This is a genomic window from Metapseudomonas otitidis, from assembly GCF_900111835.1.
Taxonomy (GTDB): domain Bacteria; phylum Pseudomonadota; class Gammaproteobacteria; order Pseudomonadales; family Pseudomonadaceae; genus Metapseudomonas; species Metapseudomonas otitidis.
Genome location: NZ_FOJP01000029.1, coordinates 1 through 13,205, shown reverse-complemented (window position 1 = coordinate 13,205; position 13,205 = coordinate 1). Strand labels below are relative to the sequence as shown.

15 protein-coding genes and 1 tRNA gene are annotated in these 13,205 nt (G+C 66.3%); 8 read left to right on the top strand and 8 right to left on the bottom strand.

Features of this window, described 5'->3' with window-relative positions:
• Positions 1–23: 23 nt before the first annotated feature.
• Positions 24–884, top strand: coding sequence for a polyamine aminopropyltransferase (gene speE / locus BM198_RS27465; protein ID WP_044399733.1), 861 nt, complete (start codon positions 24–26; stop codon positions 882–884).
• 87 nt (positions 885–971) lie between these two features.
• On the opposite strand, the gene BM198_RS27460 is transcribed toward speE, so the two are convergent.
• Entirely contained in the window at positions 972–1,739 is a 768-nt protein-coding gene (locus BM198_RS27460) for a DODA-type extradiol aromatic ring-opening family dioxygenase (RefSeq protein WP_074973922.1), read from the bottom strand.
• Between the two features lie 102 nt (positions 1,740–1,841).
• On the opposite strand from BM198_RS27460, the gene BM198_RS27455 reads away from it, so the two are divergent.
• Positions 1,842–2,501, top strand: a complete 660-nt coding sequence (locus tag BM198_RS27455) for a thiopurine S-methyltransferase (protein WP_074973920.1) — start codon at positions 1,842–1,844, stop codon at positions 2,499–2,501.
• Between the two features lie 64 nt (positions 2,502–2,565).
• On the opposite strand, the gene htpX is transcribed toward BM198_RS27455, so the two are convergent.
• From htpX to BM198_RS27435, 4 genes are all read right to left on the bottom strand, one after another.
• Entirely contained in the window at positions 2,566–3,438 is an 873-nt protein-coding gene (gene htpX / locus BM198_RS27450; RefSeq protein ID WP_044399725.1) for a protease HtpX, read from the bottom strand.
• Between the two features lie 89 nt (positions 3,439–3,527).
• Positions 3,528–3,980: a hypothetical protein gene (locus BM198_RS27445; protein WP_074973918.1), complete on the bottom strand. Its 453-nt coding sequence runs from the start codon at positions 3,978–3,980 to the stop codon at positions 3,528–3,530.
• A 2-nt stretch (positions 3,981–3,982) separates the two neighbouring features.
• On the bottom strand, positions 3,983–4,729 hold the full coding sequence (locus BM198_RS27440; protein WP_074973916.1) for an SDR family NAD(P)-dependent oxidoreductase: 747 nt from the start codon (positions 4,727–4,729) through the stop codon (positions 3,983–3,985).
• 13 nt (positions 4,730–4,742) lie between these two features.
• Entirely contained in the window at positions 4,743–5,954 is a 1,212-nt protein-coding gene (locus BM198_RS27435) for a pyridoxal phosphate-dependent aminotransferase (protein ID WP_074973914.1), read from the bottom strand.
• 182 nt (positions 5,955–6,136) lie between these two features.
• Between BM198_RS27435 and msrB the strand changes: the two genes are divergently transcribed.
• From msrB to BM198_RS27420, 3 genes are all read left to right on the top strand, one after another.
• Positions 6,137–6,532 (top strand): peptide-methionine (R)-S-oxide reductase MsrB, encoded by a 396-nt coding sequence (gene msrB, locus BM198_RS27430; RefSeq protein ID WP_074973912.1) that lies wholly within the window; start codon positions 6,137–6,139, stop codon positions 6,530–6,532.
• A gap of 120 nt (positions 6,533–6,652) precedes the next feature.
• A complete protein-coding gene (locus tag BM198_RS27425) occupies positions 6,653–7,138 on the top strand; it encodes a glutathione peroxidase (RefSeq protein ID WP_044399714.1) in 486 nt (161 codons plus the stop codon).
• Complete coding sequence (locus tag BM198_RS27420; protein ID WP_074973910.1) at positions 7,135–7,608, top strand: MarR family winged helix-turn-helix transcriptional regulator; 474 nt, start codon at positions 7,135–7,137, stop codon at positions 7,606–7,608. Before BM198_RS27425 ends, BM198_RS27420 begins: the two co-directional genes overlap by 4 nt.
• On the opposite strand, the gene BM198_RS27415 is transcribed toward BM198_RS27420, so the two are convergent.
• Complete coding sequence (locus BM198_RS27415; RefSeq protein ID WP_074973908.1) at positions 7,589–9,916, bottom strand: ATP-binding protein; 2,328 nt, start codon at positions 9,914–9,916, stop codon at positions 7,589–7,591. The two genes, BM198_RS27420 and BM198_RS27415, sit on opposite strands and share 20 nt — an antisense overlap.
• A gap of 94 nt (positions 9,917–10,010) precedes the next feature.
• Here BM198_RS27415 and BM198_RS27410 point away from each other — a divergent pair, with 94 nt between their 5' ends.
• Entirely contained in the window at positions 10,011–10,898 is an 888-nt protein-coding gene (locus BM198_RS27410; RefSeq protein WP_074973906.1) for an ATP-binding protein, read from the top strand.
• A complete protein-coding gene (locus BM198_RS27405; protein ID WP_074973904.1) occupies positions 10,898–11,380 on the top strand; it encodes a GAF domain-containing protein in 483 nt (160 codons plus the stop codon). Before BM198_RS27410 ends, BM198_RS27405 begins: the two co-directional genes overlap by 1 nt.
• 47 nt (positions 11,381–11,427) lie before the next feature.
• Here the strand turns inward: BM198_RS27405 and BM198_RS27400 are convergent, their stop codons facing one another.
• Together BM198_RS27400 and BM198_RS27395 are read right to left on the bottom strand one after the other, a co-directional pair.
• Positions 11,428–12,090 (bottom strand): glutathione S-transferase family protein, encoded by a 663-nt coding sequence (locus tag BM198_RS27400; RefSeq protein WP_074973902.1) that lies wholly within the window; start codon positions 12,088–12,090, stop codon positions 11,428–11,430.
• Positions 12,091–12,126: 36 nt separating this feature from the next.
• Entirely contained in the window at positions 12,127–12,894 is a 768-nt protein-coding gene (locus tag BM198_RS27395) for a hypothetical protein (protein ID WP_044399696.1), read from the bottom strand.
• Positions 12,895–13,129: 235 nt separating this feature from the next.
• Between BM198_RS27395 and BM198_RS27390 the strand changes: the two genes are divergently transcribed.
• Positions 13,130–13,205 (top strand) — tRNA-Glu (locus BM198_RS27390).

Genomic DNA, 13,205 nt, shown 5'->3' with positions numbered 1-13,205 from the left:
GCAGCCACTACGGGAGACCGCTCATGAGCGATTACCAGGAAACTCTCTATGACGGCTACGGCCAGCGTTTTCGCATGGACAAGCTGCTTCACGAGGTCCGCACCGAGCACCAGCACCTGGTGATCTTCGAGAACGCGCGCATGGGCCGCGTGATGGCGCTGGACGGTGTGATCCAGACCACCGAGGCGGACGAGTTCATCTACCACGAGATGCTCACCCACGTGCCGATCCTGGCCCATGGCGCTGCCCGCCGCGTGCTGATCATCGGCGGTGGCGACGGCGGCATGCTGCGCGAGGTGCGCAAGCACAAGGCGGTCGAGAGCATCACCATGGTGGAGATCGACGGCACCGTGGTGGACATGTGCAAGGAGTTCCTGCCCAACCACTCCAAGGGCGCCTATGACGACCCGCGCCTGAACCTGGTGATCGACGACGGCATGCGCTTCGTGGCGACCACGGAGGAGAAGTTCGACGTGATCATCTCCGACTCCACCGATCCCATCGGGCCGGGCGAGGTGCTGTTCTCCGAGAACTTCTACCAGGCCTGCCGCCGCTGCCTGAACGATGGCGGCATCCTGGTGACCCAGAACGGCACGCCCTTCATGCAGCTGGCCGAAGTGCAGACCACTGCGTCGCGCATGAACGGCCTCTTCGCCGACTGGCACTTCTACCAGGCGGCGGTGCCCACCTACATCGGCGGGGCCATGACCTTCGCCTGGGGCGCGACCCAGGGCGATACCCGCAAGGTCTCCCTGGAGGTGCTGCGCCAGCGCTTCGCCGGCAGCGGCATCGTGACCCGCTACTACAACCCCGAGGTTCACCTGGGCGCCTTCGCGCTGCCGCAGTACGTGCTGCAGGCCGTGGGCAAGCCCAGCAACGACTGAGGTGCCCGGTCTCCTTTCCGGGGGCTGGCTGAATGAAAAAACCGCTGCCGGAGCGATCCGGCAGCGGTTTTTTCATGGCGGTGTGCTTCAGCCGAAGCGGTAGATGTCCATGCCCAGTGCACCGAGGGTGAAGCCGCTGTGGGCCAGGCTGAATGCGCCGCCGGCTCCGCGTGCGAAGTACAGCGGCAGCAGGTGCTCGTCGCTGGGGTGGCTGCGCACTGCATTGGGCGCCTGGGTGCGGTAGTGGTGCAGGGCGTCTTCGTCATCGCGGGCCAGGTGCTCGACCATCCAATCGCGGAAGACCTGGGCCCAGTCGGAGCCGTGGTCGTCCTGCGCGTGCCAGTCCAGCTCCCGCAGGTTGTGGGTGATGCTGCCGGAGCCGATGAGCAGCACGCCTTGGTCGCGCAGGGCGGCCAGGGCACGGCCGACCCGGGTCTGGAAGGCCGGGCCGAGGCGGCTGGGCAGGGACAGTTGCAGCACCGGGATGTCCGCTTCCGGGTACATCAGCGACAGCGGCACCCAGGCGCCATGGTCGAGGGAGCGCTGGTCATCGATGGCGGCGTCCAGGCCGGCGGCCTTCAGCAGCCCCTGGACTTCGCGCGCCAGCTCGGGTGCGCCGGGGGCGGGGTACTGGACGGCGTAGAGCGCCGGCGGGAAGCCGTAGAAGTCGTGCCAGGTCTCGGGGTGGGCGGCGCCAGTCAGGCTCAGGCCCTGGCTCTCCCAGTGCGCGGACACCACCAAGATGGCGCGCGGGCGCGGCAGCTCGGCCGCCAGGCGGGCGAGGGCGGGGCCGCTGGCGCCGGGTTCCAGCGCGAGCATGGGGGAACCGTGGGAGATGAACAGGGTGGGTAGCATCCGGGGCGTCCTCCGTTAGGATGGGCGCCATGTTCTGCGCTGGACGTATCGACTTCCAGCATAAAATTCTGCGCGTATCTATCGAATCATCAGGAGGATCAGGTGGAAGAGTCATTCTGGCAGGCACGTTGGCACAGCAATCAGATCGGGTTCCATCTCGATGAGGTCAACCCCTGGCTGCTGCGGCATTGGCACGCCCTGGCGCTCCCTGCCGATGCGCAGGTGCTGGTGCCACTCTGCGGCAAGAGCCTGGACCTGCTGTGGCTCGCTGACCAAGGCCATCGGGTGCTGGGCGTGGAGCTGGCAGAGAAGGCGGTGCTGGATTTCTTCGCCGAATGGGGCGTGGAGCCGGAGGTGAGCGAGGTCGGCGCGTTGCGCCGTTTCAGTTCGGGGCGGGTAGAGATCCTCCAGGGGGACTTCTTCGCCCTGACGCCCGAGGACACCCGGGATTGCGTGGCGCTGTATGACCGGGCAGCGATCATCGCCTTGCCGCCGGCCATGCGCGAAGCCTATGTCGCGCACCTCGCTCGCCTGCTGGCGCCGGGTTGCCGGGGGCTGATGGTGACCCTGGAGTACGAGCAGTCGCGGCTCGATGGCCCGCCGTTCTCGGTGCCGGAGGAGGAGGTGCGCGCGCGCCTGGAGTCGGATTGGTGCGTGGAGCTGCTGGAGCGGGAAGACGTGCTGGAGAAGAACTGGAAGTTTGCTTCGCGCGGCCTGGACGCCTTGCACGAGCCGGTGTTCCGCTTGCAGCGCAAGGGCTGAGGCTCGGCGATGACGAATGAAAAAGGGCAGCCAGTGGCTGCCCTTTTCGTTGGCTTCGGTTGGATCAACCGCGGCGGCGCAGGGCCTCGATGCGGTCTTCCAGGGGCGGGTGGCTCATCAGCAGGCCGGCCAGGCCGTTCTTCAGGCCACCGTTGATGCCGAAGGCGGTCAGGCTGTCGGGCATCTGCACCGGTACGCCTTGCTCGGCGCGCAGGCGCTGCAGGGCGCCGATCATGGCGTTGGTGCCGGCCAGCTGTGCGCCGGCTTCGTCGGCGCGGTACTCACGTTTGCGCGAGAACCACATGACGATGATGCTGGCGAGGATGCCCAGGACCAGCTCGGCGAAGATGGTGGCGATGAAGTAGCCGATGCCGGGGCCTTCTTCGTTCTTCAGGATCACCTTGTCGACGAAGTTGCCGAAGATGCGCGCGAAGAACATCACGAAGGTGTTCACCACGCCCTGGATCAGGGACAGGGTGACCATGTCGCCGTTGGCCACGTGGCCGATCTCGTGGGCCAGCACCGCCTTCACCTCATCGGGCGAGAAGCGCTCCAGCAGGCCCTGGCTGACGGCGACGAGGGCGTCGTTGCGGTTCCAGCCGGTGGCGAAGGCGTTGGCCTCGTAGGCCGGGAAGATACCCACCTCGGGCATCTTGATGCCGGCCTGGCGGGACAGCTCCTCGACGGTCTGCAGCAGCCACTGCTCGTGACGGGTACGGGGCTGGGTGATGATCTCGGTACCGGTGCTCATCTTCGCCATCCATTTGGAGATGAACAGCGAGACCAGGGAGCCGGCGAAGCCGAACACGGCACAGAACACCAGCAGGCTGCCGTAGTTCTGGCCGGTGAAGCGATCTACCCCCAGCAGTTTCAGCGTGATGCTGGCAATCACCAGGACTGCAAGGTTGGTGGCCAGGAACAACAGAATTCGCATCATGATTGGGGCGGTCTCCTCACGGCGGAAAGCGGTTTGATATGCGGGGGTATATAAGGTTCGGGCGAGGGCGATTCAACCGAACCCTTATTTCAAACTGTGTCGCCTGCCGCGCCGTCGGGGCCGCAGAACAGCAGGCGTGACAGCCGCGCGATGCGTTCGCTGTTGCGGCTGGCCAGTGCTTCGCGCAGCTGGTGGGCGAGGGTGCCGTGCACCCGGCGCACGCTCGGCGGCAGGGCGCCTTCGTCGCCGACCGCATGGGGAATGCTGCGTGACAGGCGCAGGAAGCCCTTCTCCGTGAGCACGGCCTGGTCCAGCGCTTCGTAGCGGATGGTGCTCTCGTAGCGGATGTAGCCTTCCTCGGCCAACCAGATCAGGGCGCCCAGGCAGCCCTGGTGGCGTTTGCTGGGCAGGCCGAACTCGTCCGGCTCCTCGTGGCCGATCAGATCCTCCACGTACAGCGCGGATTTGCGGGGGAAGGCGAGGTAGAGCGTCAGCATGCCGGCTGCGCAATCCTTGTAGAAGTCGTCGATCTGCAGGTCCATGGTCAGAGTGCTCGCGCCAGCAGCGCGTTGGGGAGCAGCGGCAGTAGGCGGCCGATCAGCGCCCAGGGCCAGCCGGGCACGTAGGCGCGGCGTGTCTGGCGCTCGATGTGCTGGGCGATCAGCCGGGCGCCGCGCTCCACGTCGATGAGGAAGGGGCGCGGCCCTGCTCCCTGGTTGATGGGGGTGTCGATGTAGCCGGGCAGCAGCAGGGTGGTGCGCAGGGGGCTGCGGTACAGCTCCAGTTCGAGGGCTTCCATGTAGCTGATCAGCCCGGCCTTGCTCGCCGAATAACCGGCGGTTGCCGGCAGGCCGCGCTTGCCGGCAACCGAGGCCACGGCCACCAGGTGGCCATGGCCTTGCTCGCGGAACAGCTGGGCAGCGGCGTCGAGGCAGGCGACGGTGCCGATCAGGTTGGTCTCCAGGGTCTGCTGGAAGCGCTCGAAACGGCCCGTGCCGACCTTGCCCGCCAGGCCGATGCCGGCGTTGGCGATGAGCCCGTCGAGCCCGCCCAGGGCGTTCTTCGCCAGGCCCACGGCGTCCTGGCAGGCGGCGTAGTCGGTGACGTCGAGGGGCAGCACGGCGATGTTCCGACCGTGGTGCGCGCGCAGCTCTTCGGCGAGTTGCTGGAGGGTTTCCTCCCGGCGTGCCGCCAGGGCCAGGTCATGTCCTCGTGCAGCCAGCTCGCGGGCCAGGGCCATGCCGATGCCGGAACTGGCGCCGGTGAGCAGGTAGCGGCGGGGCTGGCCCATGGCGGTGCTCCTTTTACTGGCGGTAGGTCTTGAGGAAGTTGCCGATGCGACCGATGGCCTGCTCGAGGTCGTCGACGCGGGGCAGGGTGACCACGCGGAAGTGGTCCGGCCACGGCCAGTTGAAGGCAGTGCCCTGGACGATCAGCAGCTTCTCGGAGAGCAGCAGGTCGAGTACGAATTTCTCGTCGTTGTGGATCGGGCAGACCTTCGGATCGATGCGCGGGAAGGCATAGAGCGCGCCCATGGGCTTGACGCAGCTGACGCCAGGGATGTCGTTGAGCAGTTCCCAGGCGCGGTTGCGCTGCTCCAGCAGGCGGCCGCCGGGCAGGACCAGGTCGTTGATGCTCTGGTAGCCGCCGAGTGCGGTCTGGATGGCGTGCTGGCTCGGCACGTTGGCGCACAGGCGCATGTTGGCCAGGATGTCGAGGCCTTCGATGTAGCTCTGGGCGCGGTGCTTGGGCCCGGAGATGGCGATCCAGCCGGAGCGGAAGCCGGCCACGCGGTAGGACTTGGACAGCCCGTTGAAGGTCAGGCAGAGCACGTCCGGCGCCAGGGAGGCGGTGGAGATGTGCTGGGCTTCGTCATAGAGGATCTTGTCGTAGATCTCGTCGGAGAAGATCACCAGGTTGTGCTGGCGGGCCAGCTCGACGATCTCCAGTAGCAGCTCGCGGGAGTACACGGCGCCGGTGGGGTTGTTGGGGTTGATCAGCACCAGGGCCTTGGTGTTGGAGGTGATCTTCGCCTTCATGTCGGCAATGTCCGGGAACCAGCCGGCCTGCTCGTCGCACAGGTAGTGCACCGGCTTGCCGCCACCCAGGGCCACGGAGGCGGTCCAGAGCGGGTAGTCGGGGGCCGGGATCAGCACCTCGTCGCCATTGTTCAGCAGGGCCTGCAGGGCCATCACGATCAGCTCGGAGACGCCGTTGCCCAGGTAGATGTCCTCGATGCCGACGCCTTCCACCTGCTTCTGCTGGTAGTACTGCATGACGGCCTTGCGGGCGCTGAACAGGCCCTTGGAGTCGCTGTAGCCCTGGGCGGTGGGCAGGTTGCGGATGACGTCCTGGAGGATTTCCTCCGGCGCTTCGAAGCCGAAGGGGGCCGGGTTGCCGATGTTCAGCTTGAGGATGCGTTGGCCTTCCTCTTCCAGACGCTTGGCGTGCTTGAGCACCGGCCCGCGAATGTCGTAGCAGACGTTGGCGAGCTTGTTGGATTTGCTGAACTGCATGGTTCTGAGGGTCCCGAATGTGTTGATGCGCCGGGGGCGGCCGCTGGGGCAGTGGAAGGGGCGGATACCTTGGCAGCCGGCAGCGCCGCTGCCAGACTGGCGCCCGAAGGCACGCATGATACGTGCGGCCCGATGGCCGGAAAAGGTACGGGTCGGGCTTTTTTCCGCAACGAGGTGACCCTATGGAAAAGCTGGACAAACCCCTTGAAGCCTGGCGCGAAGAGCTGACCGACGCGCAGTTCCACGTCTGCCGCCTGGGGGGTACCGAACGGCCCTTCACCGGCGAATACAACGGCACCAAGACACCCGGCATCTACCATTGCGCCTGCTGCGGTGCGGCGCTGTTCGATTCCGATGCCAAGTACGACTCCGGCAGCGGCTGGCCCAGCTACTTCCAGCCGGTGAACGACCAGGCCATCGCCGAGCTGGAGGACTTCAGCCACGGCATGCACCGCGTCGAGGTGCGCTGTGCCCGTTGCGAGGCGCACCTGGGGCATGTCTTCCCCGATGGACCCAGGCCGACCGGCCTGCGCTACTGCATCAATTCCGTGGCGCTGAAGCTCGTGCCTCGGGACTGAATGCCAAAGCCCGCCGCTGGCGGGCTTTATTTTTGCTCGATTGAATTGCGTGCAATTTAGTTGAGCGCTATTTTTGTCGCGGCTTTCCCTTCCCGACCTTCATTAACTGAGGCACGCACCATGAGCGATCGGCTTCTCGACATTCCCGTCACCACCATCAAGGGCGAACAGAAGACCCTGGCGGACTTCGGCGGCAAGGCGCTGCTGGTGGTCAACACCGCCAGCAAGTGCGGCTTCACCCCCCAGTACAAGGGGCTGGAGGCGATCTGGCAGCAATACCGCGACAAGGGCCTAGTGGTGCTGGGCTTCCCCTGCAACCAGTTCGGCAAGCAGGAGCCGGGTGACGAAGGGGCGATCTCGGAGTTCTGCGAGCTGAACTTCGGCGTGACCTTCCCGCTGTTCCGCAAGATCGAAGTCAACGGCGCGGGGGCCCACCCGCTCTACGTCGCGCTGAAGAAGCGGGCTCCGGGCCTGCTGGGCAGCCAGGGCATCAAATGGAACTTCACCAAGTTCCTGATCGACGGCGAGGGTCGTGAGGTCAAGCGCTTCGCGCCCACCACCAAGCCCGAGGAACTCACCGCCGAGATCGAAGCGCTGCTGAAATGAAGCCGTTGTCGTCACCGTCCGAGGCGGACCTGCTGCTGGAGAACCAGCTCTGCTTCAAGCTCTATGCCGCCTCCCGCCTGGTGATCCGGGGCTACCGGCCGTTGCTGGAACGCCTGGGACTGACCTACCCGCAGTACCTGGCGATGCTGGTGCTCTGGGAGTGGCAGGCACGGCCGCCCGAGCAGCCCACGGTGAAGGCCCTGGGAGAGCGGCTGATGCTGGATTCCGGCACCCTGACGCCCTTGCTCAAGCGCCTGGAGCAGCTGGGTCATGTGCAGCGGCGCCGGGCGGCCCAGGACGAGCGCGAGGTGCACCTGGCGCTCACCCCCTCGGGGCTGGCCCTGCGTGACGAGACGGCGGCGCTGCGCGCGCAACTGATCTGCGACAGCGGGCTGGACCTGGACGAGATGGTCGAGCTGCGCGCGCGGCTCTCCGAGCTGCTGGAGCGCTTCAGCGGGTTGGCTGGGTAGCCGGCAGCCAGTTGTCCAGCAGGGTCACCAGGTCTTCCCGGCGGAACGGCTTGGCCAGGTAGTCGTCCATGCCGGCGGCGCGGCAGCGTTCGCGCTCGTCCGGCAGGGCGTTGGCCGTCAGCGCGACGATGGGCAGGCCGGGCCACTGGCCGCTCTGGCGAATGCGCCGGGTGGCTTCGTAGCCGTCCATGATCGGCATGTTGCAGTCCATCAGCACCAACTCCACCGGCTCCCTCGCCAGCACTTCCAGCGCTTCGCCGCCGTGGCTGGCCACCAGCACCTCGCAGCCGAGCTTGCTGAGCATGCCCTTGGCTACCAACTGATTCACCGCGTTGTCTTCCACCAGCAGCACGCGCGCAGAGTGGTGCGGGCGCGGCCGTTGCTCGCTGCTGGGTTGGGCGGTGTGCTCTTGGGGGTGCAGGCTGCGATGCAGGGCCTGGTACAGGGTGGAGCGCGAGATCGGACGGGCCAACTGCTGCAGCGGGGCCAGCGGCGCGGCGCGCTCGGCGGGCAGGAAGCTGCCGTAGCCGGTGACCAGCAGGATCGGCGTCGGACCGGCCTCGCGCAGGCGGGGCAACTGCTCGGGGGCGTCGGTGATCACCTGGTCCCACGGGCCGTCGTCCAAGGAAGCGTCGGTGTTGCGTCGCTCATAGTGGATGCCCCAGATCGGCAGCCAGACCTTGAGCAGGTCCGACAGGCCGCTGCCGGCAGAGCACAGGGCCAGGACGCGTCCCTTGAGGGGAGGCGGCAGCATGGCGGGGGTGTCCGTGAACAGGGGCAGTTCTGCGCTGAACTGGCTGCCGAGGCCTTCTTCGGAATGCACCTGGAGGCGGCCCTCCATGGCTTCGCAGAGGCGGCGGGTGAGCGCCAGCCCGAGGCCGGTGCCACCGAATTGCCGGGCGATCCCCGCGCCGCCCTGGGCGAAGGGTTGGAACAGCTTCGGCAGGGCTTCGGCGGAGATGCCGATGCCGGTGTCCCGCACGCTGATCACCACACCCTGGTCGCCAGCCGGCGTGACCCGCAGGTCCACCCGGCCGACACGGGTGAACTTGAGGGCGTTGGATAGCAGGTTGCTGACGATCTGCCGCACACGCGTCGGGTCGCCCATCACCAGGGAGGGCAAGCGCGGGTCCACCAGGCAGCTCAGTTCCACGCCGGGCGCGGCGTTCTGCGAGAGCAGGCTGGCGGTGTCCTCCACCAGCACGCCGAGGTCGAAGGGGATGGCCTCCAGCTCCAGCTGGCCGGCTTCGAACTTGGACAGGTCGAGGATGTCGTTGAGCAACTCCACCAGCACGCTGCCGGAGTCGTGGGCGATGGTCAGCTGCTGGCGTTGCTCGGGGCTCAGGGGGCCGTCGAGGGTGAGCGAGAGCATGCCCAGCAGGCCGTTGAGCGGGGTGCGGATCTCGTGGCTCATGTTGGCCAGGAAGGCGGCGCGGGCCTGGGCGGTCTCCAGGGCGCTGGCGCGGGCCATTTCCAGCTCGGCGTTGGACTGGCTGAGGCGGCGGTTGGTGGCCTTCAGCTCGGCGGTACGGGCCGAGACGATGTTCTCCAGTTCGGCCAGGTACTGCGTGAGGCGGTCCTCTGCGTCCCGGCGCTGGCCCATCTCGGCCATCAGGCTGGCCAACTGGCGGTTGATCACATCCACCAGCACACCGATCTCGTCATGCTCGTGGCCGGGTGGGTAGGGCAGGCGGTTCTCGCCGGGGGAGCGGGTATCCCGCTCGCTGAGCCCACGGATCAGCCCCACCAGGGGCTTGGTCAGCATGCTGTAGAACAGCACCAGCAGGATCAGCGACAGCAACAGGCTGCGCACGAAGCCGGACACCAGGGTCAGCATGGAGCGCCGCAGGAAGTGATTGCCGAAGGCGAAGGTGTCCACCTCCAGGCGCAGCAGGCCCAGCGCTTCCTCGGGGGCGTGGGTGATGAACAGCGGGTCCTGGAATTCGCGGCGGGCGCCAAAGAGGAAGTCGCTGAACACCCGGTAGTCGCTGCGCGCAGCGGGGCGAGCGACGCTGGCCAGCACGGTGCCGCTGTTGTCGATGATCTCGGCGCGGATCACCGCTGGCGAGCGCAGCAGCCCGGCCACCAGCTCCTGGGCCAGTTCGGCGTCGATGTTGTAGGCGATGCGGGCAGCAGGGTTGTGGCTGATTTCCAGCAGGGCGCGGATTTCCCTGTCCAGCGAGGCGTTCTCGCTGGCGTAGTCGATGCCGACCTGGATGATGCTGAGCAGTGTTCCGAGGATGAAGGCCACCAGCACGGTGAGGCTGGCCTGCTTGAACGACAGGCGTTGGGTCAGCGGGATATCCATTGGGGGTGATTCGGCCTTGTTCCGTGGGCTTGCCAAGCATAGCCTATCCCACCTTTCGGCCATCCGGCTGTGCCTTATTACAAGGAGTTGGAACGTGGATTCCCGATTGCTCGACTTCCTCGAACGCGCCGACGCGGTGCTGGCCCGCCTGGAGCCGCTGCTGCCGGCGGAGCGCCCGGTCATCGACTGGGAACGTTGCCTGGCGGCGCGCTGGCACCGCGACGGGCGCAGCGGCTTCCTGCAGCCGCTGGAGGTGAGCCTGGACCTGGATCTCGACGACCTGATCGGCGTGGACCCGCAGCGGGACACCCTGGCGCGCAACACCCGCCAGTTCGTCGACGGCCTGCCGGCCAACCATGCCCTGTTGTGGGGCGCGCGGGGCACGGGCAAGTCTTCGCTGGTCCGGGCGCTGCTCGCCGCTCATGCCGGGGAAGGGCTGCGCCTGGTGGAGATCGAACGTGACCACCTGGCCGACCTGCCCCGTGTGGTGGAGCTGCTTGCCGGGCTGCCGCAACGCTTCGTACTGTTCTGCGACGACCTCTCGTTCGAGGCGGGCGAGGGCGACTACCGGGTGCTCAAGAGCGTGCTCGATGGCTCCCTGGAACGGGCGCCGGACAATGTGCTGCTCTATGCCACGTCCAACCGCCGCCACCTGGTGCCGGAGAAGCAGAGCGACAACGAGAACTGGAAGATGGTGGACGGCGAACTCCACCCCAACGAAGCGGTGGAGGACAAGATCGCGCTGTCCGACCGCTTCGGCCTCTGGCTCTCCTTCTATCCCTTTACCCAGGAACACTTCCTGGCGGTGGTGCGCCACTGGATCAGCTCCCTGGCCGCTACCGCCGGGCTGGAGTGGACCTGGGATGAAACCCTGGAGAAGGAAGCCATCCGCTGGGCCCTCGGGCGCGGCAACCGTAACGGCCGTTGTGCCTATCAATTCGCCCGCCAATGGGTTGGCCGGGCGCTGCTGGAGACTGCTTGATGATCGATCTGAAAACCGCCGGTGCCGGCCTCGACGGCTACGCGCTGCTGGCGGCGCAACTGGAATCCCTGCTGGCCGACGAGCGTGATTTCATCGCCAATGCCTCGCAGTTCGCGGCGTTCCTGTTCAATGAGCTGCCCGACCTGAACTGGGCCGGCTTCTACCTCAACAAGAATGAGCAACTGGTGCTCGGGCCGTTCCAGGGCAAGGTCGCCTGCGTACGGATTCCCTTCGACAAGGGCGTTTGCGGGGCGGCTGCCCGCACTCGCGCGACCCAGCGTGTGGAAGATGTGCATGCCTTCCCCGGCCATATCGCCTGCGACAGTGCCTCCAACAGCGAGCTGGTGGTTCCGCTGGTGAAGAACGGCGTGCTGATCGGGGTGCTGGATCTGGACAGCCCGAGCGTCGGGCGTTTCAGCGAGGCGGACCAGGCGGGCATCGAGAACCTGGCGTCGATCTTCCTGCGGTTGACCGACTGCTGAGGGAACATCCCGGCACCATGGCGGTGCCGGGATCGGTGGGGCTGGGATCAGGCCTTGCCGGAGAGCTTGTCGATCATGCGTTGCTCACCCGGCAGCACGGCCTGGACCGACTCCCGGGCGCGGATGCGCTGGTAGTGGGCAGCCAGCGCCGGCCAGCGACTGGCGTCGATGGTTTCGCCGCCGTGTTCCATGTTGATCAGTTGGCAGCACAGGGCCAGGTCCGCCATGGTCGGGCCTTCGCCTACGAAGTAGTCCGCATTGCCCAGGGTCTTTTCCAGGTAGTCGAAGTGCGGCGGCAGCTTGTCCAGGAGCGCTGCCTTTATCGCTTCCTCGTCCGACGGTTTGCCCATGGTGGGCTTGAGCACCCGGTTGCGGAACACCGTGAAGGTGGTGAGCGGGGCGAGCTCGTAGTCGGCGTACTTCTCCAGCCAGCGGATGCGCGCGCTCTGCTGCGCATCGGTGCCGTAGAGCGGCATAAGCTCCGGATGTTTCTCTTCCAGGTACTGGCCGATCACGCTGGAGTCGGCGAGGGTGAAGTCGCCATCACGCAGCGCGGGAATGCGGCCCAGCGGGTTCAGTTCCCGGTACCAGGCCGGTTGGCCGAACGGGGTGATGATCTCCAGCTGGTAGTCCAGCGCCTTCTCCAGCAGGCACAGGCGAACCTTGCGCACGAAAGGGGACAGGGGTGCGCCGTACAGGGTGATGCTCATCGTTGTTGTCCTCGTCTGAGCAGGGCGGGGTGCGGATCAGTCGTAGATGTTCTTCTTCTTCCACATGTCCTCGTCGTCCAGCTGGTCGAGGCCGGCGGTGAGTTCGCTTGGCTCTTCGGGGGCAGGCTTCTTGTCGAGGGAGAGGGCATCGGCACGGGCCAGCTGCGCTTGCAGGGCCTGCAGCTGGGTCTTGTAGCGGGCCGGATCGGGCTGCTTCTGCAGGTACTGCACGCCGCGCTCGAAGGCCAGGCGGGCCTGGCGCGGCTGGCCGTCATGCAGGGCCTGGGCGCCGATATTGGTGAAGAACTCGATGTGCAGCTGAACCAGCATGCCGCGGATGTCGTTGACCCAGCGCTTGGCATCGGCCACCGGCAGGTAGCCGTCCTTCGCCGAGCGGGTGAGCTGGCCGTGCAGGGACTCCAGCTGGAAGCGTACTTCCTTGGCCTGGGCTTCGTTGAGCACCTTGATCGGCGCATTGCGGATCGGCATGCCTTCGCCCAGGTTCACCAGGCCGCGCAGCTCTTCTATCTGCACCTTCAGTTGTGCATTGCCTTTATCCAGGGGTAGAAGGCGTTCGCAGAACAGCAATTGCAGGCGGGTGAGGGTGAGCTTCAGCTCGGGCGTCATGAACTGGCCGGGCAGGGATTCGGACAGGTCGGCGCAGCGGCGCAAGCGGTCCTGGAGGTCGGCGCGCTGGCGGGCCTTCTCCAGCTTGCTGTTTTCCACCACATGGTTGGCATAGCCGATGACCAGCAGCAGAACGATGCCGGCTATTACCACCAGGGTGATCAGGAGTGGGGACATCTTCTTACAGCTCCCGTGGATTGAGCGTTTCGCCGGAGTGTAGTGGCTTGGCTTGTCCCCTCATAGCTCTGCGTCATGTTTTGGCCTGAAGTCTTTGATTTTGAAAAGTTTTTGATAGAGGGTTGACGGCTGTCGAATGGCTCCCTAGAATGCGCGCCACTTCGACGCGATGCCCGAAAGGCAAAGCGAAAGAAGCCGGAAGAAAGCGTCAAAGCTGTTGTAAGTTCCGGGCCGCGTCCCCTTCGTCTAGTGGCCTAGGACACCGCCCTTTCACGGCGGTAACAGGGGTTCGAGTCCCCTAGGGGACGCCA

Excerpts from the sequence above, each read along its gene's own strand:
- speE (WP_044399733.1), top strand. The coding sequence starts at position 24 with ATGAGCGATTACCAGGAAACTCTCTATGACGGCTACGGCCAGCGTTTT.
- BM198_RS27460 (WP_074973922.1), bottom strand. The coding sequence starts at position 1,739 with ATGCTACCCACCCTGTTCATCTCCCACGGTTCCCCCATGCTCGCGCTG.
- htpX (WP_044399725.1), bottom strand. The coding sequence starts at position 3,438 with ATGATGCGAATTCTGTTGTTCCTGGCCACCAACCTTGCAGTCCTGGTG.
- BM198_RS27445 (WP_074973918.1), bottom strand. The coding sequence starts at position 3,980 with ATGGACCTGCAGATCGACGACTTCTACAAGGATTGCGCAGCCGGCATG.
- BM198_RS27440 (WP_074973916.1), bottom strand. The coding sequence starts at position 4,729 with ATGGGCCAGCCCCGCCGCTACCTGCTCACCGGCGCCAGTTCCGGCATC.
- BM198_RS27435 (WP_074973914.1), bottom strand. The coding sequence starts at position 5,954 with ATGCAGTTCAGCAAATCCAACAAGCTCGCCAACGTCTGCTACGACATT.
- msrB (WP_074973912.1), top strand. The coding sequence starts at position 6,137 with ATGGAAAAGCTGGACAAACCCCTTGAAGCCTGGCGCGAAGAGCTGACC.
- BM198_RS27425 (WP_044399714.1), top strand. The coding sequence starts at position 6,653 with ATGAGCGATCGGCTTCTCGACATTCCCGTCACCACCATCAAGGGCGAA.
- BM198_RS27420 (WP_074973910.1), top strand. The coding sequence starts at position 7,135 with ATGAAGCCGTTGTCGTCACCGTCCGAGGCGGACCTGCTGCTGGAGAAC.
- BM198_RS27415 (WP_074973908.1), bottom strand. The coding sequence starts at position 9,916 with ATGGATATCCCGCTGACCCAACGCCTGTCGTTCAAGCAGGCCAGCCTC.
- BM198_RS27405 (WP_074973904.1), top strand. The coding sequence starts at position 10,898 with ATGATCGATCTGAAAACCGCCGGTGCCGGCCTCGACGGCTACGCGCTG.
- BM198_RS27400 (WP_074973902.1), bottom strand. The coding sequence starts at position 12,090 with ATGAGCATCACCCTGTACGGCGCACCCCTGTCCCCTTTCGTGCGCAAG.
- BM198_RS27395 (WP_044399696.1), bottom strand. The coding sequence starts at position 12,894 with ATGTCCCCACTCCTGATCACCCTGGTGGTAATAGCCGGCATCGTTCTG.